Source organism: Nitrospira sp. Vd2, from assembly GCF_979581665.1.
In genome coordinates this window covers 315,599-337,402 of record NZ_CEFZSK010000011.1, presented here as the reverse complement: position 1 = coordinate 337,402, position 21,804 = coordinate 315,599, and the positions used below count along the sequence as shown (strand labels likewise).

21 protein-coding genes are annotated in these 21,804 nt (G+C 59.6%); 15 read left to right on the top strand and 6 right to left on the bottom strand.

From position 1 onward, the window contains the following. Window positions 1-49 precede the first annotated feature (49 nt). From AC1U7K_RS06730 to AC1U7K_RS06720, 3 genes are all read right to left on the bottom strand, one after another. On the bottom strand, window positions 50-421 hold the full coding sequence (locus AC1U7K_RS06730) for a DUF4864 domain-containing protein (RefSeq protein WP_480250223.1): 372 nt from the start codon (window positions 419-421) through the stop codon (window positions 50-52). Window positions 422-525: 104 nt separating this feature from the next. Continuing rightward, on the bottom strand, window positions 526-924 hold the full coding sequence (queF, locus tag AC1U7K_RS06725; protein WP_480250222.1) for a preQ(1) synthase: 399 nt from the start codon (window positions 922-924) through the stop codon (window positions 526-528). Between the two features lies 1 nt (window position 925). Beyond that, window positions 926-1,174: a methylenetetrahydrofolate reductase C-terminal domain-containing protein gene (locus AC1U7K_RS06720; RefSeq protein ID WP_480250221.1), complete on the bottom strand. Its 249-nt coding sequence runs from the start codon at window positions 1,172-1,174 to the stop codon at window positions 926-928. Between the two features lie 365 nt (window positions 1,175-1,539). Between AC1U7K_RS06720 and AC1U7K_RS06715 the strand changes: the two genes are divergently transcribed. From AC1U7K_RS06715 to AC1U7K_RS06695, 5 genes are read left to right on the top strand one after another with little or no spacing between them, the layout of a single operon-like run. After that, window positions 1,540-2,439, top strand: coding sequence for a thiamine pyrophosphate-dependent enzyme (locus tag AC1U7K_RS06715; protein WP_480250219.1), 900 nt, complete (start codon window positions 1,540-1,542; stop codon window positions 2,437-2,439). 54 nt (window positions 2,440-2,493) lie between these two features. Further along, window positions 2,494-3,210, top strand: coding sequence for a 2-oxoacid:acceptor oxidoreductase family protein (locus AC1U7K_RS06710; protein WP_480250218.1), 717 nt, complete (start codon window positions 2,494-2,496; stop codon window positions 3,208-3,210). Between the two features lie 30 nt (window positions 3,211-3,240). Continuing rightward, the gene (locus AC1U7K_RS06705) at window positions 3,241-3,564 is read left to right on the top strand and encodes a 4Fe-4S dicluster domain-containing protein (RefSeq protein ID WP_480250217.1); all 324 of its coding nucleotides are present in this window, start codon (window positions 3,241-3,243) and stop codon (window positions 3,562-3,564) included. Between the two features lie 21 nt (window positions 3,565-3,585). After that, window positions 3,586-4,350 carry a carbon monoxide dehydrogenase beta subunit family protein gene (locus AC1U7K_RS06700; RefSeq protein ID WP_480250216.1) on the top strand — a complete coding sequence of 255 codons (765 nt, stop codon included), beginning with the start codon at window positions 3,586-3,588 and terminating at the stop codon, window positions 4,348-4,350. Window positions 4,351-4,383: 33 nt separating this feature from the next. Next, window positions 4,384-5,733 carry a transketolase C-terminal domain-containing protein gene (locus AC1U7K_RS06695; protein WP_480250215.1) on the top strand — a complete coding sequence of 450 codons (1,350 nt, stop codon included), beginning with the start codon at window positions 4,384-4,386 and terminating at the stop codon, window positions 5,731-5,733. A gap of 80 nt (window positions 5,734-5,813) precedes the next feature. On the opposite strand, the gene AC1U7K_RS06690 is transcribed toward AC1U7K_RS06695, so the two are convergent. Beyond that, entirely contained in the window at window positions 5,814-6,062 is a 249-nt protein-coding gene (locus tag AC1U7K_RS06690) for a hypothetical protein (protein WP_480250213.1), read from the bottom strand. A 53-nt stretch (window positions 6,063-6,115) separates the two neighbouring features. Here AC1U7K_RS06690 and AC1U7K_RS06685 point away from each other — a divergent pair, with 53 nt between their 5' ends. After that, the gene (locus tag AC1U7K_RS06685) at window positions 6,116-7,309 is read left to right on the top strand and encodes a small ribosomal subunit Rsm22 family protein (RefSeq protein ID WP_480250211.1); all 1,194 of its coding nucleotides are present in this window, start codon (window positions 6,116-6,118) and stop codon (window positions 7,307-7,309) included. Here the strand turns inward: AC1U7K_RS06685 and AC1U7K_RS06680 are convergent. Both AC1U7K_RS06680 and AC1U7K_RS06675 read right to left on the bottom strand, forming a co-directional pair. Next, window positions 7,306-7,503 (bottom strand): hypothetical protein, encoded by a 198-nt coding sequence (locus tag AC1U7K_RS06680; RefSeq protein WP_480250210.1) that lies wholly within the window; start codon window positions 7,501-7,503, stop codon window positions 7,306-7,308. The two genes, AC1U7K_RS06685 and AC1U7K_RS06680, sit on opposite strands and share 4 nt — an antisense overlap. Before the next feature lie 44 nt (window positions 7,504-7,547). Next, window positions 7,548-7,907, bottom strand: coding sequence for a hypothetical protein (locus tag AC1U7K_RS06675; protein WP_480250209.1), 360 nt, complete (start codon window positions 7,905-7,907; stop codon window positions 7,548-7,550). Window positions 7,908-8,141: 234 nt separating this feature from the next. Between AC1U7K_RS06675 and AC1U7K_RS06670 the strand changes: the two genes are divergently transcribed. The 9 genes from AC1U7K_RS06670 (at window position 8,142) to sucC (ending at window position 21,545) form a co-directional block, all read left to right on the top strand. Continuing rightward, on the top strand, window positions 8,142-8,792 hold the full coding sequence (locus tag AC1U7K_RS06670; protein WP_480250206.1) for a uracil-DNA glycosylase family protein: 651 nt from the start codon (window positions 8,142-8,144) through the stop codon (window positions 8,790-8,792). Next, complete coding sequence (gene mutM, locus AC1U7K_RS06665) at window positions 8,785-9,606, top strand: bifunctional DNA-formamidopyrimidine glycosylase/DNA-(apurinic or apyrimidinic site) lyase (protein WP_480250204.1); 822 nt, start codon at window positions 8,785-8,787, stop codon at window positions 9,604-9,606. Before AC1U7K_RS06670 ends, mutM begins: the two co-directional genes overlap by 8 nt. A gap of 245 nt (window positions 9,607-9,851) precedes the next feature. After that, entirely contained in the window at window positions 9,852-11,051 is a 1,200-nt protein-coding gene (locus tag AC1U7K_RS06660) for an ATP citrate lyase citrate-binding domain-containing protein (protein ID WP_480250201.1), read from the top strand. 151 nt (window positions 11,052-11,202) lie between these two features. After that, window positions 11,203-13,029: a citrate/2-methylcitrate synthase gene (locus tag AC1U7K_RS06655; protein WP_480250199.1), complete on the top strand. Its 1,827-nt coding sequence runs from the start codon at window positions 11,203-11,205 to the stop codon at window positions 13,027-13,029. Window positions 13,030-13,136: 107 nt separating this feature from the next. Continuing rightward, window positions 13,137-15,383, top strand: coding sequence for an aconitate hydratase (locus AC1U7K_RS06650; RefSeq protein ID WP_480250196.1), 2,247 nt, complete (start codon window positions 13,137-13,139; stop codon window positions 15,381-15,383). 53 nt (window positions 15,384-15,436) lie between these two features. Further along, window positions 15,437-17,677: an NADP-dependent isocitrate dehydrogenase gene (locus tag AC1U7K_RS06645; protein WP_480250193.1), complete on the top strand. Its 2,241-nt coding sequence runs from the start codon at window positions 15,437-15,439 to the stop codon at window positions 17,675-17,677. Between the two features lie 66 nt (window positions 17,678-17,743). Next, a complete protein-coding gene (locus AC1U7K_RS06640; RefSeq protein WP_480250191.1) occupies window positions 17,744-18,460 on the top strand; it encodes a 2Fe-2S iron-sulfur cluster-binding protein in 717 nt (238 codons plus the stop codon). A 107-nt stretch (window positions 18,461-18,567) separates the two neighbouring features. Further along, window positions 18,568-20,148, top strand: coding sequence for an FAD-binding protein (locus tag AC1U7K_RS06635; protein WP_480250190.1), 1,581 nt, complete (start codon window positions 18,568-18,570; stop codon window positions 20,146-20,148). Window positions 20,149-20,312: 164 nt separating this feature from the next. Continuing rightward, window positions 20,313-21,545 carry an ADP-forming succinate--CoA ligase subunit beta gene (gene sucC, locus AC1U7K_RS06630; RefSeq protein WP_480250188.1) on the top strand — a complete coding sequence of 411 codons (1,233 nt, stop codon included), beginning with the start codon at window positions 20,313-20,315 and terminating at the stop codon, window positions 21,543-21,545. The last annotated feature ends 259 nt before the right edge of the window (window positions 21,546-21,804 follow it).

Here is a 21,804-nt window from a genome sequence, read left to right as displayed (position 1 = left end):
GAAGAGAGGAAGTCAACGAGGCATCAGGATCAAAGAACGGGGCCGATCTTCAGAAGCGATAGTCTTGAATGACCCACCGATCGTTCTCTTTGACGACGACGTAGGTGACCGGGGTTTTCATGCTGTTGAACGACCGGACCTGCCCCGAGAGCGTGACCACTCCGTCCTTGACTTCACGGTTCAGAAACTCTGCGGTGTAGTTGTTTGCGACGGTCGCGTTTTGGTTCACCGCCTCCCGGAATGCCTCAAGTGAGATGCGGCGCTTCGCGTCGCTGGAGAGGTAGCCGTAGGCTCGCTCGTAGTCGTGGTGGCCGATCGCTTCGAGTTGCGCATGGACGACTTTCGCCGGCTCGATCGTTCTGCCCCAGAACCACCATGCCGCAGCGGCTACGATAATCAGGAGGATGACGAGACGATTCATCCGCGCCCACGGTTAGATACATAAAACAACGTAAACACGTGAAAAGTGTAGTCCCTGTCGGTCTGCTGTCAAGAAAGAGTAATGAAGGCGCAGAGGGCAGCGAATCAGGGATATTTCGCTTCGATGACGCTTCTGAGACCGCCCCGAGCGGTGAATTCACCCGTGACCGTCGCCCACACCGGTCGGCAGGCCGTCACCACATCGGCAAGAATTCGGTTGACGGCGTTCTCATAAAAAATCCCGAGGTTTCGATAAGCGTGAATGTAGAGCTTGAGCGACTTCAGCTCTAGGCAGGCATGGTCGGGCATGTAACGGATCCGGATGGTGCCGAAGTCGGGGAGGCCGGTCTTCGGGCAAATCGCGGTGTATTCCGGGATCTCGATCATGATCTCGTAGCCCTTGTACTGATTCGGCCATGTCTCGATGTCCGGCAACTTTGCGCTCAAGCCGCTCTTCGCATGGGCATCGCTGTAACCCAATGTTGTTTTTCGTTCACGTTTCACGTTACACCTGCTTAAGCCACTCAACCTGGCCGATTTTTTCCAATTCGAAATACAGCGTGACCCAAGGGCACATCATCTCGGGGTAGACCTCGCAGAATCCGCCTTTCCGTACGCCCCCGCACGGCCCGTGGCTCATGAATTTCGGACATTCCGATTTTGGCGATCCGTCGGGAATGGGAGGGCGAGTATGAACCCCACCGCAGTGCTCATCTCCACAATCCTCGCCCGGTATGATGACGCGCAGCGGCATTCGACTACTGTATACCGCCGACGACCGCTTGGGCAATGCGTTTTCACAACATGCTCGACAGTCTTAAGGCGCAGTCTGCTTTGGGATTCCAAGCAGTTAGGACCAATGGCCTATCGCGATCCGGTGCGGTAGGGCTTCTTTCGTGAATCGTGGGCCTTCTGCGGCGTTGAAATAGCATCTTGCACGTTATACGATTTGCCGGTGCCGCTCTGACCTCGTGTCGATTTTTCATTGACAGAGATCAAAACGCTTTGTTAGGATCATCAACTCAAATTCTCTTTGCTTCTGAATCAGTTGTGAATTTTTCGGTCGGCTGAGCGTCTCTCTCAGCACGAGAGGCTCGAGCCGAGAAATGGAGGGTGCCCATGAGTCTCGACTATGTGAAGTTTTCCCCGGGATTTGAAAAGTTCATGCCGAAAGAATATCGGGACATGGTTGAGCATGGTCCGTTCGGGAAGAAAGTCGCGGTTTCCCAAATGGGCAGCTTCAAGGAAATTCTTGAAGAGCACCCGATGTGTGCCGGATGCGCCATGACTCTCTTCATTCGACTGGCCATGATCTCCTTCCCCAATCCCGAGGATACGATTACGGTGGGGACGGCTGGGTGCGGTCGGTTAGCCCTCTCGCAAGCCGCCATTCCTTTCGTCTACGGCAACTATGGCGATACGAATGGTGTGGCCAGCGGACTTTCCCGCGGGTTGCGGCTCCGGTTTGGTGATAAGCCCAAAGACGTGGTCGTCATGGCGGGCGACGGAGGCTTGGCCGATATCGGCTTCTCCTGCGTGCTCCATTCCTGGTTCAGAAAAGAGCGATTCACGACGATCATGTTGGACAACGAGGTGTACGGTAACACAGGGGGACAGGAAAGCGGCATGACCAATCGCGGTGCAGTCCTCAAGATGGCGCCGCTCGGCAAGAAGTTCGAAAAAATGAACATGGTCGAGATGGCCAAAGTGTCAGGCTGCGCGTATGTAGCGACGGTTGTGCCCAATAATCCGCGCCGCGTCGAGAATGTCATCAAGAAAGCCGTCCTGATTGCACGGGAGGTCGGTCCGACGTATATCCAGGCCTACACCTCCTGCAATATCGAATATGCCATCCCAACGGACAAGGTGATGGAGGACGCGAAGAACGTCGAGAATGATCGGTACGCGTTTACCGAATACATCACCGATGATGCCAAGCAGTATTTGACGGAGCGGTATGGCTACAAGGAGTTCCTCCCGAAGCCGGCCGCCGCTGCGGCAGCCATCCCGCAAGGGTGAGTGCTGCGCGTGATGCACGGACCTAAGTGACCGACGTACAGGGAGGACTGAGCGATGGCAAAGCGGTTCAATATTCGGATGGCGGGAGTCGGCGGACAAGGCGTCGTGACCGCGTCGCACATTCTCAGCACAGCCGTCATCAATGCCGGCGGTGAGAGCACCATCGTGCCCTTCTACGGCTCAGAGAAACGGATGGCGCCGGTGGAAAGTTATGTCCGGGTGTCAGATGAGCCGATCTACGAGATCGGGGAGATCACGTTTCCCCATATCATCATTATCTTCCACCCGCAGGTCATCACCCACGGCAAGTCCTACACGATGCCGTTTTACTTCGGCCTGAAGGAAGATGGGATTGCGCTGATCAACTCTGACGGGCCGATGCGTTTGAACAAGGACAACCAGCGGGAGTTGGATGAGCGCCGCGCAAAGCTCTACTATTTCCCGGCGACCAAGCTGTCTCTCGAGATTTCCGGGATGGATCTGGCGACGAACATGGCTTTGATGGGCGCCATCGGCTGTATTACCGGCCTCACGAACCTTGCATCTTTGGAGCAAGCCGTTAAGGACCGGTTCCTCGGCAAGGGGTTCGTCGTGTCCGGCGGCACGGCCGCGCTCGACAGCGTCGTCGAGCGAAAGTTCAAGAAGAAGCAAGAGTTGATTGAAAAGAACATGGCCGTGATCAAGGCCGGGTGGGACTATGCGGCGAGCAACCACTGGGACGAGGCGGTGAAGGCTGCGAAGAAAGCAGAGGCCGCCGCGGCCCGCGCATGACGATTTAGCTGCTTACTGGGAGAGGATCCAATGTATCTTGTTGCCGATATCGATGTTGATATCTGCGCGCAGACGAGCTGCAAGCTCTGTACACAGTATTGCCCCGAGGCCAACACCATCCTCTATAACAGCGAGGCCGGCAAGGATAAGGGCTACAAGTACGGAGCGGCCTATGTCGCGGTGGATCGCTGCAAAGGATGCGCGCAGTGCGTCTGGGTGTGCGATAACATGGCGAAGCACCATGCGATCAAGATGGTGATGATCGATCAGTTGCCAAAGGCGGCGATCACGGACAACGTCATCTACGGCGAGAAGACGACAACCGCGTTGTTCACCAGTCCCAGCCTTGGGTAAGTTCGAAGAAGGGAGTTGAGCGTGCAGACGACGCAGCAATCGAAAGAGCGAATTATCGTTCCCGGACCTGCTGGCTTTCATCCGCCATCAGCCGCGCAGTTGGGTGTCATGCTTCCGGAGCCGGGCCAGGCGTTGGCCTACGGAATCCTCGAACCGAATGAAGAAAAGGCGATGGAAGAAATCGCCCGCGTGATGCTGACGAGCCCGAATGCCACCATCTTCCCGGGGCCTCTCGTGTTGTGGGCATGGAACGAGCACGCCATTGAGAAGGCTAAAGCCGTGCTGGAGATTGCCGCGCAGATTCCCGATGTGCTCATCATCCCGATGCCGGATTATCGGCCGAAATATCCCAAGATCGACCACGAGGAAGTGATCAATCCCAACCATCCCAACCTTACAATTTGGGGGAACAAGATCGAAGCTTGTATTTTTGTCGGCGTCCATTGCCATTACGCCAACCTCACGCTGAAAATGATCCGGGCAGGCACGAACTGCTGTACGAGTGCCTTGTGTGCCGAGCAAGGCCATGAAGATGCCATGCTCACCATCCGGGACTGCGATGCGGCCAAGCTGCAACGCTTCGCGCAAATCGTGAAGCGAGTGCGCGAGGAAATGGGATTGAAGCTACCGGACAACGGAGAGAATGTCCGTTTTACCGGGACGCAGGCGCGCGTTCATGGGGGGAAAACGCACACGAATCCGCTCGAGTTCATGCCCACCGCTTCCGGCCTCGCCAGCGCGGCGGCGTTCGGTCACCGAGCAGAACACATGCAGAGCGAGAGGTAGCCGACGCATGACTCTAGTTAGAGGGGTGGAACTATGAGTGAATCATTGGAAACCGAAGTCAAAACCAATCCACAGGGCGATCCGATTACGGCGGTCGCTGCGCCGAAACCCACGGGTGATGTTAAAAAGGACCCTCACGCCGAGGCGAAAAAGCAGCGCGTCGTGACGCCTGAGTATATGTTCTTGGAGGCCCCACGGACGCGGGAGTTCATTACCGGCAGCGAGGCGGCCAAAGAAGCGGTTCGCCGATCGAATGTGGATTTTGCGGTGGCTTATCCCATCACGCCGCAGAGCGAAACCATGCAGCTGATCGGGGTGCTGTATGGCGAAGGCTACGTGAAGGAATATTACCGTGGCGAAGAGGAATACGGTGTGATGTCCGCCATCGCGGGCGCCTCGCGCGCCGGCGTTCGATGCTTCACGGCGACCGCCGGGCCAGGCACGTTGCGGGGCATCGAGCCGATCGCGTCATGGCCTGGGCATCGTCTTCCGGCCGTGATCATGTTCACTTGCCGCGTCGTCAATGCGCCGCTGGCCATCCAGCCTGACAACATCGAGATTTCCTATCTGCTCAACTGCGGGCTGATTCTGTTCCACGCCGAAAATCAGCAGGACATGTTCGACTTCATCATGAAGGGGTTCATCATCAGTGAAAAGAACGATGTGACCCTGCCGGTCGGCGTCGCATGCGACGGCTTCTTCGTGACCCATGCGCGCGGGTATGTCCATATGCAGGAGCGGGGCATCAAGCTACCGCCTCGCGAAGCGTGGCGCGGCGCGGTCCCGGTGCTGGATGCGGAAAATCCGCCGGCGCGTCTGTCGCGCGATGCGCCCGTCCAGAAGTCCAACTTCATGGCCTATAACATCCATGCGGTGTGGCAGCAGGAAGTGTGGGCGGCCGTGGAGCGGTCACGCAAGTACATCAATAAGTACATGGGCGGACTGTGTACCGCCGAGAATACCGAGGACGCCGATGCGATCTTGGTTGCCTCCGGCAGCGCAGTGGCCCAGTCGCGCGAGGCCATTCGCCTGTGTGCCGACAAGGGGATCAAGGTCGGGCTGATCAAGATTCGCTCGCTGCGGCCGTTCCCAACCCAAGAGCTACGGCAGTTGTGTGCAAAGGCCAAGCTCATCGTGATTCCCGAATTCAATTACGTCGGCTGGCTGGCGAAGGATGTCGCGGCCGCGATTTATGGCTACTCCAAAGCCAAGATCATCGGCGGTCCGCGTGTGTATGGTGGTCAGTCGATGCCGGTCGAGTTGATCGTGGACGAGGTCGAATCGGGTTTGACCGGAAAGAAATCGACCAACGTGGCGATGTCCCAGGTGATGGGGGCGAAGGTCGATCCCGAAGAGGTCGCGCATTTCATGCGGAGCATCTAGTCGGTCCGGTCTTCTAACGAAAAGAGCCCGTCCGGTCAGCCGGATGGGCTCTTCATTTTTGCGCGTCTTACGATAAGACGTTACGTTTGGATATCGTCCTGAACCAACTCTTCGCTCTGCGGCATGCCATACGCGATGAACTTGGCGTACGAGAGATAAATCATGCTGCTATCGCGCATCGCTCTCGCGCCGTGCGCCATCCGCTCCAATTGTGTCGCGTCCGCCGCCTCCGAGCTGCGCAGCGCGTTCACCTCACGTTCGAGCGTCTCGGTGTACTTATGCATGGCTCGCTCGACTTCCAAATAGGCTTGCATGATGGCATCCGTCATCGCTGAACCTCTCTCTGTGTCAGCAGAATACATCACGCTGTTTCGTAGGGTCAATGTTCGCCGGCCGCATCACCCAGTTGTCGCCTACCCTTCTAAACGTTCTGTCGCAGGCCATTGGATGGGAGCGCCTCCGGGAGGACCGTCAAGCATTCAGCGATCTTTGTCGCGCGGTGTCGACTTTATCCGAGCTCTTCACACGCGGGGGACTGACATCAAAGCCGGACTATTTGACGGATTCTTCGCTACGTCAGGCATATCAGAGTTATTTCCTGCCCGTGAACCTCGCCAAGCTTCAAGTCCTGCTCGATGAGATGCCCGCATTGCAGACCGATGGGGACTGCTTGCGAGTGTTGGATCTTGGCGGAGGACCCGGAACGGGAATCCTCGCAGTGGCCGATTGGCTCTGCCAATCCAACTTGGGCCTCTCGTGCCTGATAGAGGCCGTCGATCGTCGAGCGGCGCTCTCCGAGGCTCAACGGCTGTGTGAGCAATATTGCGCGACCGAAACCAAGCCCCATGTGGCACTCTCGCTTGTAGAGGGCGATCTGGAAAAGTCCAACTGGATACGGAAGATCGCCACACCTCGGTATGATCTGATTCTCGTCGCGAACGTGTTGAACGAGCTGTACATCGATTCAAAGCATCGCGTGGAGCGGCGGGCCGAATGGATGACCACGGTGCTCGACCGGCTGGCACCGCACGGAACCCTGATCGTGCTTGAACCGGCCCTCCGGCCGATCGCGCGCGATCTGCACAGCGTTCGAGACCGACTGCTGCGATTGGGCCTCGCCTCTGTCTATAGTCCGTGTCTTCACCGCCAATCGTGCCCGGCCCTTGTCAACCCGGATGACTGGTGCCATGAAGAGCGGCCATGGATCCGACCCCCCTGGATTACCGTGATCGATCGAGCAGTCGGGTTCATCAAGGACGCGTTGAAGTTCTCCTATCTGATCCTTCGAAAGGATGGTCGCCGTATCGTCCCGAACGAGAAAGACGTGTACCGCGTCGTCAGCGAGCTGCGCCGATTGAAGGGCGATACGCGAGCCTGGCTCTGTCATGAATCGGGACGACCGGAGATCGGCCGTCTCGATCGAGCCCGCTCAGCCGCGAATGCGGCGTTCGATGCATGGCACCGCGGCGCGATCGTGCGAGTTCAGGACATTGAATGGAAAAAGACGCCGACGGACAGGCGGCTTGGGCGGATCGGATCGACGAGTCAGGTGGAGGTGATTCGAGTCGCCCGCTAATCGGCTTCCGGCTCGCTGCTCCCGTGCTGATGCGTGACCTTGTCTTCCTCGAAGAGTTCGGCCATTTCCTCGGCCATCAGCTCCGCATCGTTGGGCACCGAAACGAGCGGAATCGATTTGGGTCGGCGTTTGTCCTCGCGCGGCGATTGCGGATCAGAGACGGGGTTGTCCGGTTGTTGAGGCGTATCGCTCATAAGCGCAGTATACACCCGGCGACCCGGCAATGCTATGCGTCCTACTATTCAAACGATTCGAGCGACGATCTTTCAGGGAAACGATGACCGCACGCGTTGCACGTCACGAAGTAATACGCTTCCCGAACCGACATCACGATGCGGAAATCCAGCGTGACCCCATGGTGCTGACACTTGGGACATGGAATAGTTTTCAGATGATAGGGAATGTCGGGTTGGGTGCGGGTATAGAATTCCATGTCCGTGTGAACCGGAAAGGAATATCGGCACTTCAGGCAGACCCCCTTGCATTCTCCGTCGCTTTGCAAGGTACGGCGATCGATGCCGAACGAGTTTCCCTTGCAGATCGCGCACCGTACGGCGCCCAGCCTTGATTCAATGTCTTCAATTGGAACTTGGCTCATGATTCCGTTCTCCGACGCGAGTATAACGGTACAAATTCTTGCAGCGCAACGGTGATCGACTGGGGGCATCATCCCCTACTTCTGTTGTCTCGTCGGGATGCCGTATACTGGCAGCCCAACCTCCGGGTGCCCTGTCGCTTGCCGGAGTGGAAGGGATCATCAAGGCGATCGAGAGACTCGGCCGACATTCGAATGAGCCGTTGCCGAACCGCCGCCTCTGTTCCTCGTGGTCACTTGCGTGCCGCTTCCCGTCGCTCCGGCGTCCCATTCCGCGACCTGCTGACCGTTCAACAAGGCATTGAATCTTGTACACGGTGTCCCACCCTCGATCCGTGGCGCCGATTCAATCGGAACGTCTACGGGAGTGCGGCGACCGGTTACCTGTTGGTCGGGGAGGCCCCGGGCTATCGGAGTTGGCGGAACGGGCGCCGGTTTACGGGACCCGCGGGTTTGTTTCTTCGCCGAGCGCTCTCAGACATCGGCGACTCTCGGTATCGCGATCTTGAGGACTTGTTCTACATGACGGACGTGGTCAAATGTCATCCGGCGGTGTCAATGACGTCGACGACAAATCGGTCTCCTCGGCAGCGAGAAGCGGATGCCTGTTTGGGTCACTTGATGGGCGAACTGCAGACACTACGACCATGCGTGATCATTACGGTCGGCAAACTCGCGGCTCGGCAGGTGGAGCGGGCGCTCCAAACGTTGCCGAATGAGGGAGACCACCGAAAGCCGGAGGTCATTTCGTTTCCACATCCATCGCCGCGAAACCAACGAACGATTCGTCGTCACTACGCCTCCATGGATGCGTTCCGGTTCTCGGTCACTGACTGCTTTCGTCAACTGATTAGAAATTTGCGCCGACAGGAGCAGCAGCATGCCTGAGCTTCCAGAGGCTGAAGTCGTCGCGCGCCAGCTGCGGGCGAAGGTCCTCGGGGCCACGATTGATCGCGTCTGGATCGGCCGGGACGATATCATTCGCGAAGGCGGCGATTCGCTTGCCTGGTACCGGCGCTCCATGATCACGGACATCGAACGCCGCGGGAAAAGTGTGATCCTGGCTTGCACGAAGCGAGGCGAGACGCGGTTTCTGGCGGCGGAACTCGGGATGACCGGCCTTCTCCTCTTTCAGGCCCCCACTCGGCTGAGCCAGCACACTCACATGATGCTGTCGTTAGCGGGATCCGCGGAGCGCAGCCTGTACTATTGGAACCCTCGACGGTTCGGACGGCTGTACCTTCTCGACCGCGCCGCGCTCGCCCGCTTCACGGCCCGGCGTTTTGGGTGCGATCCGCTGACTGTGACACCCGAAGCCTTTCACCGGCTGATCAAGGGAAGACGTGGACGGCTGAAAGCGTTGCTCATGCACCAACAATCGATTGCAGGGATTGGCAACATTTACGCGAACGAGATCCTCTTTCGGACTCGATTGCATCCTCATCGCGTCGCGAGCGCCCTGACGACCTCGCGCATTGAAATGCTGTACCGGGCCATGCAGGAAGTATTGGGGGAGGCGATCAAGGAGGGCGGCTCGAGCATCCGTGACTTTATCGCGCCGGACGGCACGGAAGGGCGATATGCGCGTGCCCATCTCGTGTACGACCGGGCCGGTCAGCCGTGCCTACGTTGTAAGAAAGCGATCAAGCGACTCTCAGGTGAACGGACCTCGTTTTATTGTCCTGGCTGCCAGCGACCCTGATCGTGTTACGTGCTAACGCACGGGATTCTGACCGATTTTTATTCTTGACTGGCTTCAAATCAGTTCTCTAGACTCGAAGAGCACGATGGCTTTCTCAATGCCGTCTGGGACCCGACGGGAACGCGAGTAGGACTTTTGTTCCCTCTGCTCGTTAGTCCCTTTGGAGCATTGAGTGTTGCGTGAAAATCCGCTAACTTAGGCCACTCTTTCTCCGGCCCAGACTCTCACCGTAAGGAGCAGTTCACATGGCGAAGGTGCTCGAGGGCCCCGGGATGGGGCTGATGAAGAAGTGGGGAATCTCCGTTCCAAACTATGTCGTCGTCACGTCCACCGATGAGCTCCAAAAGCTCGGTGACGTCAATGACTGGCTCAAGACCGCCAAGCTCGTCGTCAAGGCGCACGAAGCCTTGGGGTCCCGATTCAAGCTGGGGCTCGTCAAGGTCCGCCTCGACTTGAAGGGCGCTGTCGCGGCCGCGAAGGAGATGCTGGGCCGACAAATCGGCAGCATTACCGTCTCTCAGGTCATCGTCTCCGAAATGGTTCCTCACAAGGAGGAATACTACGTCGCGGTCAAATCTACGCGCGAGGGCGCCGACGTGCTCGTGGCGAATTGCGGGGGCATCGAAGTCGAATCCAACTGGGATCGCGTGAAGAAGCTTGGTGTAGAGATCGGCGGCGTCCCTTCCATAGAGGCTTTGGAGAAGCTGGCGAAGGAAGCAGGATTTGCAGGGCCGTTGGCCAAGAAGGTCGCCGATTTCGCGGCCAAGATGTTTGCGTGCTTCGACAATGAAGACGCGCAGTATTTGGAAGTGAACCCGGTTGTGGCCCGCGAGAGCGACGGCGAACTCGTAGCGCTCGATGCCGTGACCCTGCTGGACGCCGACGCCAAATTCCGCCATCCCGATTGGAATTTCCCGTTTGCCGCCGAGTTCGGCCGCGCCTACACCAAGAACGAGTTGGAAGTCATGGGGGTCGACTCGAAGATCAAGGGCTCGGTCAAGTTCATCGAAATTCCCGGTGGCGATACCGCGATGCTGCCTGCGGGCGGCGGCGCCAGTGTCTACTATTCCGATGCCGTCGTGGCGAGGGGCGGAAAGCTCGCCAACTACGCCGAGTACTCGGGCGATCCACCCGACTGGGCGGTCGAAGTGTTGACCGACAAGGTCTGCTCGCTGCCGGGCATCAAGAACATCATCGTCGGCGGGGCGATCGCGAACTTTACAGATGTCAAAAAAACCTTCGGAGGCATCATCAACGGCTTCCGCAAGGCCAAAGCCGAAGGCAAGTTGAACGGCGTGAAAATTTGGGTGCGCCGCGGCGGTCCACGCGAGAAGGAAGGCCTCGACGCCATGCGGGCCTTGCGCGACGAAGGGTTCGACATCCACGTCTACGACCGTCACACGCCGCTGACTGATATCGTCGACATGGCGTTGCAGAAGCGATAAGGACAACATGGGAGGCTGCTCAAAACGGCCCGCCGGCAAGGCCGCAGGGAGCGTGGCGACTGAGGCGTAGCCTTGCGCTACGTCGCAAGGAGGCACGCGACCGAGAACGCCGCCGGGGGCCGTTTTCAGCAGCCTCATGAGGGAGAGCCTGATGAGTATTTTGGCGAACAAAGACACCCACGTGGTCATTCAAGGTGGAGCCGCGGGGCTGAACGCGGCGCGCCGAATGGCCGAGTTTTGCTACATGATCAAGCGGCCGCTGAATGTCGACGCGTTCGTCTATCCGCCGGATGCCGGCAAGATGAACGAAGTGCCCTACGGGAGTGGGCTTCTGACGATTCCGGTCTACAAGAACGTGGCGGAGGCCACGACCAACCATCCCCAGATCAACACGAGCCTTGTGTACATCGGCGCGGATCGCGCGCTTGCGGCCGGCATGGAAGCGTTGAACGATCCCAAGATCCAGCTCGTCTCCATGATCACCGAAGGCGTGCCGGAGAAAGACGCGAAGCTGCTTGGCTATCACGCGCGCAAGCTGAAAAAGATTTTCAACGGTCCCTCCTCGATCGGCATCATCTCGGCCGGCTCGTGCCGCCTCGGCGTCATCGGCGGCGCCTTCGATAACCTCGTCGCCTGCAAGCTCTACCGAGAGGGTTCCTTCGGCGTCATCACGAAATCAGGCGGCCTGTCCAACGAGATCATTTGGATCTGCTCGCAATTTGCCGACGGCATTACGACGGCCATCGGCATTGGCGGCGACGCCTATCCCGGCACCGATTATGTGAGCTATCTGGAAAAATTCGAGCAAGACCCGCAGACGAAGGCCGTGGTGATCGTCGGCGAAATGGGCGGTGATCTGGAAGAGCGGGCGGCCGAATGGTACGGCGCGAAGAAGCGCCGGATCAAGTTGCTTGCGGTCGTCTCCGGCTTCTGTCAGGAGAGTCTGCCCAAAGGGATGAAGTTCGGGCATGCCGGTGCAAAGGAAGGCATGAAGGGCGAAGGGTCGGCACGCTCCAAGTCTGATGCCTTGAAGAAAGCGGGCGCGATCGTTCCCGACACGTTCGGTGCGTTGGGCCCGGCGATCAAGGCCACGTATGAAGAGTTCGTGAAATCCGGCCAGGTCATCCCAATTCCCGACTTGGCTCCTGCCGATTTGCCGAAGCTGCCGAAGACGGTGGATGAGGCGATGAAGGCCGGCGAGGTAACGATTGCCCCGCTGATCAAGACGACCATCAGCGACGATCGCGGCGACGAGCCACTGTATGACGGTTACCCGGCGTCAGAGCTCATCAACAAGGGCTACGAGATTCCGCACGTCATCGGCCTGTTGTGGGACAAACGGCTGATCAGCAAGCAAGAGGCGGAAATCATCAAGCGCATCATGATGCTGTCCGCCGATCACGGCCCCTGCGTCAGCGGGGCGCTCACGACCATCATCGCGGCGTGTGCCGGGATCGGCATGTCGCAAGCCGTCGCGGCCGGCCTCATCATGATCGGCCCGCGGTTCGGCGGCGCCGTGACGGATGCCGGTCGATGGTTCAAGTATGCTGTGGACAACAAGATGTCGGTCGATGATTTCCTCGGCTACATGAAGAAGAACGTCGGCCCGGTCCCCGGCATCGGCCATCGCGTGAAGAGCGTCCGCAATCCCGACAAGCGGGTGAAAGAATTGGTCGGCTACGTGAAGAGTCTCGGCATCAAAACCCCGCATCTCGACTTTGCCTTGGAAGTCGAGAAGGTCACGTCGGCCAAGAAGGAAAATTTGATCCTTAACGTCGACGGCACCATGGCGGCCGTGCTCGTCGATATCGGCTTCCCGGTGGACAGCTTGAACGGCTTCTTCATTCTGTCGCGTACGATCGGGTTGATCGGGCACTGGGTGGACCAGAAGCGGCAGGACAGCCGGCTGATTCGCTTGTTCGATTATCTGGTGAACTACGCGGCGCCCAAGCGGCGGGAAGTGCCTCCGTTGAAATAGTGCTGAGTCATGAGTGCTGAGTGCTGAGAGATGCGAAAGACAAGTACGATAGTGGAGACTCAGGGCAGGGCGACTGAATTCATTACTCCAAGAGAAGGGGTTAGGGCATGTCTCTCGAGCTGATCAAGAAACTGTATGCCTCGATGCCGGAGAAGTTGGCCAAGGCTCGGAAGAAGTTCGGCCGCGGCCTGACATTGACGGAAAAAATCCTCGTCGCGCACGCGGACAATCTCGACACGCAAGTGTGGGATCGTGGCAAGGCGATGCTCGCGCTACGGCCGGACCGCGTGGCGATGCAAGACGCGACCGCGCAGATGGCGATGTTGCAGTTCATGCAGGCCGGCAAGAAGAAAGTGGCCGTGCCCAGCACGATTCACTGCGATCACTTGATCCGGGCGGAAGTCGGCTCACAGAAGGACCTGCTGCGCGCGATGGATGAGAACAAGGAGGTGTACAACTTCCTGGCCTCCGCCGCGAAGAAATACGGCATGGGCTTCTGGAAGCCCGGCGCGGGCATCATCCATCAGGTCGTGCTCGAGAACTATGCGTTTCCGGGCGGCTTGATCATCGGGACCGATTCGCATACCCCGAACGGCGGCGGGTTGGGCATGCTGGCAATCGGAGTCGGCGGCGCCGATGCGGGTGAAGTGATGGCCGGCTTGCCGTGGGAAGTTCTGCATCCCAAGTTGATCGGCGTGCGACTCACCGGCAAATTGAACGGCTGGGCCTCGCCGAAGGATGTCATCCTCTACTTGTGCGGGCTGCTGACCGTCAAAGGCGGCACGAACAAGATCGTTGAATACTTCGGGCCGGGCGCCGAGACGATCAGCGCAACCGGCAAGGGCACGATCACGAACATGGGCGCGGAGTTGGGCGCCACCACCTCGATCTTCCCCTTCGACCAGAAGATGGTCGCGTACCTGAACCTGACGGATCGCGCCGACGTCGCCAACCTCGCGCTCGCGAATCGCGACCTGCTCGTGGCCGATCCCGAAGTGCTGCAATCGCCCGAGAAGTATTTCGATCAGATCGTCGAGATCGATCTTTCGAAGCTGGAGCCGCATGTGGTGGGCCCGCACACGCCGGACTTGGCACGGCCGATTTCCAAGATGGCCGACGAGGCGAAGGAGAAAGGCTATCCGGCCCAGCTCAAGGCGGCGTTGATCGGCAGTTGCACCAACAGCTCGTATGAAGACATCAGCCGGGCGGCGCACATCGCCCGCCAGGGCTTGAAGGCCGGGCTCAAGGCCAAGACCGCGTTCCTGGTGACGCCGGGCTCCGAGCGCATCTACCACACGATGAAGCGCGACGGGTTCATGGAGACGTTCGAGCAGATGGGCGCAACCGTCCTGGCCAATGCCTGCGGGCCGTGCATTGGGCAGTGGAAGCGGGCGGATGCGGTCAAGGGCCGCGTCGATTCGATCGTCAGCTCATTCAACCGCAACTTCCCGGGTCGGAACGACGGCGTCAACGAAACCATGTCGTTCTTGGCGAGCCCGGAAGTCGTCACGGCCTATGCGTTCGCCGGCGACCTGACCTTCGATCCGGTGCACGGCACGCTGAAGGGGGCGGACGGCTCGGTCCTGAAACTTGAGCCGCCGCAGGGCGAAGAGTTACCGGCGAAGGGCTTTGCCAAAGGCGAGGAAGGCTACGTGGCTCCGGCGGAGAATGGGGATCAGCTCACCGTCGATATCCCGCCGACCAGCGAACGGTTACAACTGCTCCAGCCCTTTCCCCGGTGGGACGGGCAGGATTTCATCAAGCTTCCATTGTTGATCAAGACCAAGGGCAAGACGACGACCGATCACATCTCGCCAGCCGGGCCGTGGCTCAAGTACCGTGGCCATCTCGACAAGATCAGCGACAACATGTTCTTGGGCGCGAACAACGCCTTCTTCCCGGAAGTCGGGAAGGGGACCGATGTCCTGAGCGGCGAGAGCGGGTTGACGATTGCGCAGATTGCCCGCCGCTACAAGGCCAAAGGCATCGGTTCCATTGTCGTCGGTGACGAGAACTACGGCGAGGGCAGCAGTCGCGAACATGCGGCGATGTCGCCGCGGTATCTTAACGTCAAAGTCGTGCTCACCAAGAGCTTTGCGCGGATCCACGAAACCAATCTCAAGAAGCAAGGAATCTTGGCGTTGACCTTCGCCGATCCGAAAGACTATGACAAGATCGAGCAGAACGATCGCATCAGCGTGGTGGGTCTGAAGGCGCTGGCCCCCGGTAAGCCGGTCGAGGTGAAGATTCACAAGCCGGACGGCAAGGAAATCAGCATTCAGGCGAACCACAGCATGACGGAGCAGCAGATCGGATGGTTCAAGGCAGGATCCGCCTTGAACGCCCTAAACTAACTCCATCGGCCGATCATTCATTTGACTCTAACTCTAAGAGTTGAGGGAGAACCGTGACGACCACGACGAAAGCCACGAAAATCATCTATACGCTGACCGATGAAGCGCCGGCATTGGCCACCTATTCGTTTCTGCCAATCATCAACGCCTTCAGCAAGGCGGCCGGGGTCACGGTCGAACTTCGGGACATCTCGCTCGCCGGTCGGATCCTGGCGGTGTTTCCGGAATATCTCACGCCTGAGCAAAAGCAGTCCGATGACCTGGCCGAGCTGGGTGAGCTGGCCAAGCGGCCGGAAGCGAATATCATCAAGTTGCCGAACATCAGCGCGTCGGTGCCGCAGCTCAAGGCGACCATCAAGGAATTGCAGAGCCAGGGGTACAAGATTCCCGACTATCCGGAGAATCCGAAGGACGAGAAGGAAAAGGAGATCAAGGCTCGGTATGACAAGGTCAAGGGCAGTGCCGTCAATCCTGTGTTGCGCGAGGGAAACTCCGACCGTCGCGCGCCGCTGTCGGTGAAGGAGCACGCCAAGAAGCATCCGCACAAGATGGGGCCGTGGACGTCCGAGTCCAAAACCCATGTCACGCATATGACCAGGGGTGACTTCCGCTCGAACGAGAAGTCCACGACGGTGCCGGAAGCGACGACGGCGCGCATCGAGTTCGTCGGCCAGGACGGGAAGACGACCGTGCTGAAGGACAAGATCGCGCTGCAGGCCGGCGAAGTGGTCGACGCGACGTTCATGAGTGCCAAGGCCTTGCGCGAGTTTCTCGAACAGCAGATTGAGGACGCCAAGAAGCAGGACGTGCTCTTCTCGTTGCACATGAAGGCGACGATGATGAAGGTCTCGGACCCGAAGATCTTCGGGCACGCCGTCTCCGTGTTCTTCAAAGAAGTCTTCGACAAGTACGCCGACACGTTCAAGAAGCTCGGCGTGGATCCGGACAACGGGCTCGGTGATCTCTACGCCAAGATCCAGGCGTTGCCGGAGAATGAGCGAAAGGCCATCGAGGCCGACATTCAGGCCGTCTACCAGAAGCGGCCCCGGTTGGCGATGGTGAACTCGGACAAGGGCATCACCAATCTCCATGTACCGAGCGACGTGATCATCGACGCCTCGATGCCGCCGGTGGTCCGCGATTCCGGCAAGATGTGGGGGCCGGACGGGAAGCCGTACGATACGAAGTGTGTCATCCCGGATGGCAGCTACGCGCCGATCTATAAGGAGATTATCGAGTTCTGCAAGAAGAACGGCGCCTTCGATCCCCGCACGATGGGCAGCGTGCCGAACGTCGGGTTGATGGCGCAGGCGGCCGAAGAATATGGCTCGCACGATAAGACGTTCAAAGCGCCGGACAACGGCACCATCCGCGTGGTAACCGCGAACGGCCAGGCGCTGTTCGAGCACAAGGTCGAGAAGGACGATATCTGGCGGATGTGCCAGGTGAAGGATGCTCCGATCCAGGACTGGGTGAAGCTGGCGGTGACCCGAGCCCGGGCGACCGGCGCGCCAGCCATCTTCTGGTTGGACAAGAACCGCCCGCATGACGCCGAGATTATCAAGAAGGTCAACAAATATCTGCCGAATCACGACACGAGCGGCCTGGATATCCGGATCATGCCGCCGGCGGAGGCGATGCGCTTCTCGCTGCAGCGCATGAAGGAAGGGAAGGACACCATTTCGGTCACCGGCAACGTGTTGCGCGACTATCTGACGGACCTGTTCCCAATCCTTGAGATCGGCACGAGCGCCAAGATGCTGTCGATCGTGCCGTTGCTGAACGGCGGCGGCCTCTTCGAGACCGGTGCCGGCGGGTCGGCGCCGAAGCACGTGCAGCAGTTCCAAGAGGAAGGTTATCTCCGATGGGACTCGCTCGGGGAATTCCTCGCGCTAGCCGCGTCCTTGGAGCACTTGAGCAAGGTGGGCAACAACAAGACCGCGAAGATTCTCGCCGAGACGTTGGATCGCGCCAATGGGAAATTCCTCGCGAGCAACAAGTCGCCGGCGCGCAAGGTCGGCGAGATCGACAACCGCGGCAGTCATTTTTATCTCGCGCTGTATTGGGCGCAGGAGTTGGCGAAGCAAACGGATGATCCGGCGCTCGCGGCGAAATTCACGAAGGTCGCCAAGCAACTCGAGGAGAACGAGGCGAAGATCAACGCCGAGCTGCTCGGTGCGCAGGGAAAGCCGGTGGATCTGGGCGGCTACTATCACCCGGACGCCAAGAAGGTTTCTCGCGCGATGCGGCCGAGCCAAACCTTGAACTCGATCATCGACTCGATCGCGGCGTAACGAGCGATTTCAGAGGAAGGCTAGAGGCGACGGGAAACCGTGCCTCTAGCCTGTCCATCAGTGACTATGGCACAAGAAGAGAGCAATACGAACGTCATCGACCAGCCCGAGGTGCTCAAGCCGCGCATGGTCACGGTGGAGATCGCCGGCAAGAAGTACGAGGTGCCGGAAGGGATCACCGTGATCAAAGCCCTCTGGTATACGGGGCAGGAAGTGGTCCGCGGCGCGGGCTGCCTCGGCGGCTTCTGCGGCGCATGTGCCACCTACTATCGGACCAAGGACGATCCCAAGGTGAAGACGTGCCTGGCCTGCCAGACGGCGGTGCAAGACGGCATGTCGTTCTCCATGGTGCCGCCGTTTCCTGCGCGCAAGGCGACCTACGACATTCAGAAGCTCGCCGATCCCAAGCAAGACCTGTTTACGCTCTATCCTGAGGCGCCGCTCTGCCGAAACTGCAACGCCTGTACCGAAGCCTGCCCGCAGGGCATCGACGTGCGGGAGGGCGTGTGGCGCGCGGTCTTCGGAGACTTCAAAGCCGTGTCCGAGATGTTCATGGACTGCGTGATGTGCGGGTTGTGCACGCCGGTGTGCATTGCAGACATTGCTCCCAACCTCGTCGCCTTGTATGCCAGCCGGGCGCAAGGTGCGCACTTCGCGGACAAGCCGGAACGGCTCTACCATCGGATCAAGGAGATCGAAGACGGTCGCTACGACGCGGAGTGGAATCGCGTCCTGTCGATGAACGAGCAGCAGTTGAAGGACCTGTGCGCGGAATTGAAATAGAAGAAAGGGTAAGGCACTCTTCGTCCTTCACCACTCGCTGCACGGGCACGCCGAGTGCTACACGCCGGCGGCCGGCGTAGGAGACCGGCGATCCCCGACTCAGCACCATGGACATTCACGAACTTCAAAAGATCGTTCACAAGACCCGCGACGCGCGCCGCAAGCAAACGATCCCCAAGTACTCGCCGGCCGAACGTGACACGCTGATCAAGAAATACCATCCCGACCATCGGGAAAGCGCCTACCGCCCGATCAAGTTCGGTCCGAACGCTGGCGAGCGCACGGTCCGCGAACTGGCGGCCCTGCTCGAGGGCGAGAGCCCGGTCCCGGACGACCTGGATCTGACGCCACAATATACGGCCGACGTGCTCGTCCTCGGTGGCGGAGGGGCCGGCTGTGCCGCGGCGTTGCACGCGCATGCGCAAGGCGCAAAGGTCATCCTGGCGACCAAGCTTCGCCTCGGCGATTCCAACACGGTGATGGCGCAAGGCGGCATCCAGGTGGCCGTCACTGCCGATGACTCCCCCGTCCAACACTTCCTCGACACGCTGAAGGGCGGGCACATGAAGAACGATCATCACCTACTCAAGGTGATGGTCGATGAAGGTCCGGCCGTCGCGAAGTGGTTGTTGGAGCTTGGCGTGCTGTTCGACCGCGACCCGGACGGCAACCTGCACGTCAAGAAAGGCGGCGGCAGCTCGAAGCCGAGGCTGCTCACGTGCTCGGACTACACCGGCCTCGAGATCATGCGAGTGCTGAAGGATGAGGTGCTGAACCAGCAGATTCAGCTCCTGGAATTCTGCGCGGCCGTGGAACTGTTGAGCGACGGCAACGGCAGCTGCACGGGGGCCGTGCTGCGCGATTTGGACAACCGGCGGTTCATCGTCGTGGCCGCCAAGACGGTCATTCTCGCTACCGGCGGCATCGGCCGACTCCACATTCAAGGCTTTCCGACCAGCAATCACTACGGCGCGACCGGAGATGGCCTCGCGATGGCGTATCGTCTCGGGGCCAAGCTGAAACACATCGACACGTTTCAGTATCATCCTTCAGGCGCGGTGTACCCGGAGCAGTTGATCGGCGCGTTGGTCACGGAAGGCATCCGTTCCGAGGGCGGACATCTCGTCAATGCCAAGGGCGAGCGCTTCGTCAACGAGCTCGATACGCGCGACGTCGTGTCGTCCTCGATCATTCGGGAGTGCGAAGAAGGCCGCGGGATCCGCACCATGTCGGGGCGCGTCGGGGTGTGGCTGGATACGCCGTTGCTGGAAGCGGAACACGGTCCCGGGACGTTGGCGAAGCATTTTCCAGCGATGGTCAAGCAGTACGAGCGATTCGGGATCGACATCGCGAAGGATCCGGTGCTGATCTATCCGACGCTCCACTATCAAAATGGCGGGGTCCACATCGGCGTGGATGGGGAATCGGACGTCCGCGGGCTGTTCGTCGCCGGTGAGGCCTCCGGCGGCTTGCACGGCCGCAATCGTCTGATGGGGAATTCCTTGCTCGACTTGATGGTCTTCGGCAAGCGCGCCGGCACCGCGGCCGCCAATCGCGCCGTCTCCATTCCACAGGGGAAGATCACCCTTGAGCACCTTGCACGTTTCCGGACTGAAGCACGGAAGCACGGCGTGGCGAGCGGGGTGATATCACCCATGGTGCTGCCGCAATACGCCAAGAAAGAGTAACGGGATGCTCAAACGGCCGCCCAACTTCGTTCTCGGTCGTTCGCCCGCCTCAACGTACCCTCCGGGTACGCCTCGGCGTTCGAACTCCCTGCGGCCTCGTTGGATCGGCCGTTTGAGCATCCCGCCTTCACTGCAGCATTCCGCCAGATAAGGATTCCCATACGATGAACATTCATGAGTTTCAGGCGAAGCAGTTGTTTGCGCAGTTCGGCGTGCCGGTGCCGCGCGGGAAGGAAATCAAGAACGAGCGGCAAGCGGAGAAGTGGGCGACGCAGCTCAATTTGCCGGTGTACGTGATCAAGGCGCAAATTCACGCCGGTGGCCGAGGCAAGGCGGGGGGCGTCAAGATTACCAAGAACCAGGCCGAGGTGCCCGGGCTGGCGAAGGAGTTGATCGGCAAGACGCTCGTGACGCACCAAACCGGGCCGAAAGGTCGAAAGGTCCGGCGCGTGCTGATCGAGGAGGGTGCGGGGATCGCCAAAGAGCTGTACTTGAGCGTGCTCGTCGATCGTGACACGGGCTGGCCGGTCTTCATCGCCAGCACGGAAGGCGGCATGGAGATCGAAGAAGTCGCCGCCCATACGCCGGAGAAGATCGTCAAGGAGCAGATCGATCCGGCGGTGGGCTATCAGCCGTACAACGGCCGGAACATTGCGTTCGGCATCGGCCTCAATACGATCGAGCCCGTCGTGCTCAACCCGTTCGTGCAGATGCTCGGCAACCTGTATCGGCTGTTCATGGAGAAGAACGCGGCGCTCGTCGAGATCAACCCGCTCGTGATCACGACGGACAAGAAGCTCATCGCCTTGGACGGCAAGGTGTCCTTTGACGACAACGGTCTCTTCAAGCACGAGGACGTGCGCTCGATGCGCGACCTCTACGAAGAGGAGCCGCTGGAGATCGAGGCGACCAACAACAATCTGAACTACGTCAAGCTGGACGGCAACATCGGCTGCATGGTGAACGGGGCGGGCCTCGCGATGGCGACGATGGACGTCATTAAACTCGCGGGCAGCGAGCCGGCGAACTTCCTCGACGTTGGCGGCGGTGCGACAAAAGAGACGGTCGCGGCGGGCTTTCGGATTCTGCTCAAGGACAAGAACGTCAAAGGCATCTTCATCAACATCTTCGGCGGCATCGTGCGCTGCGAGCGGATCGCGCACGGAGTGATCGAAGCCGCGAAGGAAGTGCAGCTCAAGCTGCCGGTGGTCGTGCGGCTCCAAGGCACGAACGCGGAAGAAGGACGCAAGCTGCTGCTCGAATCGGGGCTCAAGGTGGATGTGGCGACGGATCTCTGGGAGGCGGCGCAGAAAATCGTGGCGATGACGGGAAAAAAGAGGAAGGCGGCGCCGGCGCGGCCGACAGCCGGGGCGAAGCTCACGCCGTCGTCGCCTTGAGAGAGAGCGGAGAGACGAAAGAAGAGGATGGAAGAAGAAGAGAGCCTCGGCTGACGAAGGGCAGCCGGCTCCGGTTTCGCCATGATGCGTGGACGCCAGGCTGGCTCTCGATGTCGTACTGTTGGCCGCATGTTCCTCTAAGGCTGCGGCGAAGCGCCGCAATGCCGTCGCACGCGCAGCGTCTCCGCTATCGATGGGCAGTGAGCGCTATGGCGAAAGCCTCCGCGGCTGTCCCTTCCATCCGAGGCCAGTGAAGTAG

Coding starts and splice junctions, on each gene's coding strand:
- AC1U7K_RS06730 (WP_480250223.1), bottom strand. CDS start 421: ATGAATCGTCTCGTCATCCTCCTGATTATCGTAGCCGCTGCGGCATGG.
- AC1U7K_RS06635 (WP_480250190.1), top strand. CDS start 18,568: ATGGACATTCACGAACTTCAAAAGATCGTTCACAAGACCCGCGACGCG.
- AC1U7K_RS06640 (WP_480250191.1), top strand. CDS start 17,744: ATGGCACAAGAAGAGAGCAATACGAACGTCATCGACCAGCCCGAGGTG.
- AC1U7K_RS06650 (WP_480250196.1), top strand. CDS start 13,137: ATGTCTCTCGAGCTGATCAAGAAACTGTATGCCTCGATGCCGGAGAAG.
- sucC (WP_480250188.1), top strand. CDS start 20,313: ATGAACATTCATGAGTTTCAGGCGAAGCAGTTGTTTGCGCAGTTCGGC.
- AC1U7K_RS06680 (WP_480250210.1), bottom strand. CDS start 7,503: ATGAGCGATACGCCTCAACAACCGGACAACCCCGTCTCTGATCCGCAA.
- AC1U7K_RS06675 (WP_480250209.1), bottom strand. CDS start 7,907: ATGAGCCAAGTTCCAATTGAAGACATTGAATCAAGGCTGGGCGCCGTA.
- AC1U7K_RS06655 (WP_480250199.1), top strand. CDS start 11,203: ATGAGTATTTTGGCGAACAAAGACACCCACGTGGTCATTCAAGGTGGA.
- AC1U7K_RS06660 (WP_480250201.1), top strand. CDS start 9,852: ATGGCGAAGGTGCTCGAGGGCCCCGGGATGGGGCTGATGAAGAAGTGG.
- AC1U7K_RS06695 (WP_480250215.1), top strand. CDS start 4,384: ATGAGTGAATCATTGGAAACCGAAGTCAAAACCAATCCACAGGGCGAT.
- AC1U7K_RS06705 (WP_480250217.1), top strand. CDS start 3,241: ATGTATCTTGTTGCCGATATCGATGTTGATATCTGCGCGCAGACGAGC.
- AC1U7K_RS06685 (WP_480250211.1), top strand. CDS start 6,116: ATGTTCGCCGGCCGCATCACCCAGTTGTCGCCTACCCTTCTAAACGTT.
- AC1U7K_RS06710 (WP_480250218.1), top strand. CDS start 2,494: ATGGCAAAGCGGTTCAATATTCGGATGGCGGGAGTCGGCGGACAAGGC.
- AC1U7K_RS06715 (WP_480250219.1), top strand. CDS start 1,540: ATGAGTCTCGACTATGTGAAGTTTTCCCCGGGATTTGAAAAGTTCATG.
- AC1U7K_RS06720 (WP_480250221.1), bottom strand. CDS start 1,174: ATGCCGCTGCGCGTCATCATACCGGGCGAGGATTGTGGAGATGAGCAC.
- AC1U7K_RS06690 (WP_480250213.1), bottom strand. CDS start 6,062: ATGACGGATGCCATCATGCAAGCCTATTTGGAAGTCGAGCGAGCCATG.
- mutM (WP_480250204.1), top strand. CDS start 8,785: ATGCCTGAGCTTCCAGAGGCTGAAGTCGTCGCGCGCCAGCTGCGGGCG.